The organism is Pedobacter sp. 01T416_2, from assembly GCF_056398925.1.
The window spans coordinates 1-2,833 of record NZ_JBFTQI010000753.1 but is presented as its reverse complement, the minus strand read 5'-3'; the positions used below and the strand labels follow the sequence as shown (position 1 = coordinate 2,833).

Genomic DNA, 2,833 nt, shown 5'->3' with positions numbered 1-2,833 from the left:
CTTAATGGCCCACTTTGCCAAAGAAATCTGATCTGTTTTCTTGTAAATGCTATCAATTTCAGCTCTTAGATAGATATCATCAACTATTTTAATTTTCGATAAAGTCGGCATAAATCTTAACGTATTTTAAATCATTCTTATTCAGTTTGAGCCGTCAGCTCTCCTTCTTTATCTGGATAATAAATTTCAAAGCCATAAACAAAATGTATGTAATCAATATTAAAGAAAAGGCTGACAATGCAAGAGCGAAGACAGTAGAATACTAAGTTTACGATGAAAAAGTAAGCCTTAAGTTCAAGCAACCAATTTGTGCCGCGTTTTAAAATGATGGTGCAACAGGAGTCAGACCTTATAATGATTGATGTACTTAAATATAGGCAATGGTTACAATCACAATCCAGATCAAGCTAAACACACCTCCAAAATAAAACATTGGCATGTTTTGTTTCAAGTTTTTCTTAATCAAGGAAGCGTAAATGATCCAACCAAAAAAGACAATAAAATATAGCGGAACCGCAAATAATAACATAAGATTAAAATTGGTAATCAAATATAGCCATTTAATTAATTGAAGTCATAAAATTGGCAAAATAAACGATCTATAGAGAAACCATAACGCCAAAATTCCAACCTAGCCAACCTTGTGCACCGTTTTTAAAATGATGGCTCCAGGCGGGCGCCACTTCCTTTTTATAATTTTCGCCAGGAATAGCTTCTCCCTTCACGTAATATGAATACGCGGGTCCTGCAAAAAAAGCAAGCCTCGACAAAGCATTAAACTGCAGGTTTGCCTGTAGCCTGTAGAGGTTGTTTGCTTCTTCAAAATTGCCGGGATATATGGATTGAATGGTTCCTTCGGCGGAGATAGCAAAACGTTTGTTTAATATAAAATCATGACCAAGGCCTAATCCAAAAGTAAATGTTTGGGCAGTATCTGAAAAATTTTCACCTGCAATTAATAAGGTATATAATTTGGCATTTCCGGTTTTAAAGGCGATGTTGGTATTGATTACCTCGTTGCTATATACTGTTATTTTGCGGTAGCCATTATTGGATAGGTTGATCAACCCGATACTGATACCCGATGATGAATCGGCCAGATTTACCACAGCCAGTTGAAAACCGTCCATGTTTTTGGCTTGATTAACCAATCCGGCAAGCTGCATACCCTTTAAACGGCCTGAGGTTTTATTCAATACACCTGCCAGCTGAACCCCTGTGGTATTTTTACTCACATTAATCAGTCCGGCTACTTGCACTCCTTTAACATCTTTGCCAGCAAGATTGCCCGCCCCGGCCAATTGCGCTCCTCTAACCTTACTTTCTACCCTATTTAATAAACCGGCCACCTGCAAACCATCTACATTCATATTTACATCGTTGTAGGCACCCGAAAATTGAGTGCCTTTTACTGATCCGCCAACTACATTGAACACGCCCGCTACCTGAATCTTTTTAATATCGCCTTTGGTTAAATTAAACGCACCCGCTATTTCAAAGCCATTTGTTCCGGCAGTATAACCACCAAGTACATTTAAAGATGCCTTGTTTACTACACTAGAACTCATGCTGCCATGCGAACTTAAGCCAGGGGTAAACGATGCCTGAAATGGTGTCTGTGCCAAAAAATCAGGAATATTAAGATTCTGGATGCGTTGCTTTGAGGAAAGCAAAAAACGCCATATGCCCCGCCCTCCAAATGTGTTGGTAAAAAATGCGCCTTTCTCTTTGTCCGGATCTTCGTATTTCTCAGGTTTTATATTGATGTCAGCCAGGAAAACCAAGGCTGTATCGCGATAGGTTTCTTTACTCGCCGTTAAAATTACGCCACTGTGCTCGCCTCTAAAACGCAATGTAAAATAACCATTGTTATCTGTAAGTGCAGCCTGAAGCAGTTTTTTTTCGTAAACACTGGCCTGTTTAACTTTATTGCCTGTTCGGGTATCAACTACATAACCGCTTATTGCATATTCATTGTCGCCATTAGCAATGTGTTCTGCTTCTATTGTTAAATGATTTACGGCATAGCGAAGAATAATGTATTCGGCATTTTCTTTATAATCTACCTTACCATCAAATAGCTGATCTAAAACCTCGCGCACCGGAACATTCTTCACATTCAGGTTAACCAGGCTATCCTGTCGGAACAGTGCACCATTATAAGAAAAATAGAATCCGCCAGCTTTGCATATCATCTGCAAAACATTGCCAACCCGTTCCTGCTTAACATTTAAGCTTACTCCTTTTGATAAATTCCTTCTATAATCGACTGTGGCAACCTGTGCGCTACAATAGCCCGAAATAAAGAGCAATAAAATAATTAGCCTTGTCTTCATTATTTTTTAGCAGACAACAAAATGGCGTTGCCATTACGGGTCAAGTTTAAATTTAAAGTTTCACAGGTAACGATCAGAATATCATTTAACGAATCCATTTTGAAAGTGGTGGTAATGGTTAAATCTTTAACTTTATCATCTAACATAATATTACTTCCGTAGGCTTCATTTAAAGTGTTAACCAGTTTCCATAACGGAAGGTTATTGCCCTGAATTAGTCTGGTTCTGTAATAGTTGTAAAGCTGATCGGTGCTTTGTTCTTTTACCAGTTTACGGGTATTGCCGTCGATGTGGATTTTTTCACCCTTATAAAGCTTAATTTCATCATTGGCCAGGCGAACCTTCACAATTCCGGTTTCTACGTTAATTTCGGTATCCTTTTTTATATGCCTGATATTGAAGGACGTACCCACTACTTCTACACTTATCTTTTCGATATCGATTACAAAAGGATGCGTTTTATCTTTGGCTACATCAAAAAACACGTCACCTTGCTC

2 protein-coding genes are annotated in these 2,833 nt (G+C 38.3%); both read right to left on the bottom strand.

From position 1 onward, the window contains the following. Positions 1-599 precede the first annotated feature (599 nt). Positions 600-2,336, bottom strand: a complete 1,737-nt coding sequence (locus tag AC1DPQ_RS23555; RefSeq protein ID WP_477611053.1) for an STN and carboxypeptidase regulatory-like domain-containing protein — start codon at positions 2,334-2,336, stop codon at positions 600-602. Beyond that, a partial coding sequence (locus AC1DPQ_RS23550; RefSeq protein ID WP_477611052.1) for a FecR family protein occupies positions 2,336-2,833 on the bottom strand: 498 nt, incomplete at its 5' end. The genes AC1DPQ_RS23555 and AC1DPQ_RS23550, both read right to left, overlap by 1 nt.

Bases quoted from the DNA above. Each gene is read 5' to 3' on its own strand.
- AC1DPQ_RS23555 (WP_477611053.1), bottom strand. From the start codon at position 2,336: ATGAAGACAAGGCTAATTATTTTATTGCTCTTTATTTCGGGCTATTGT.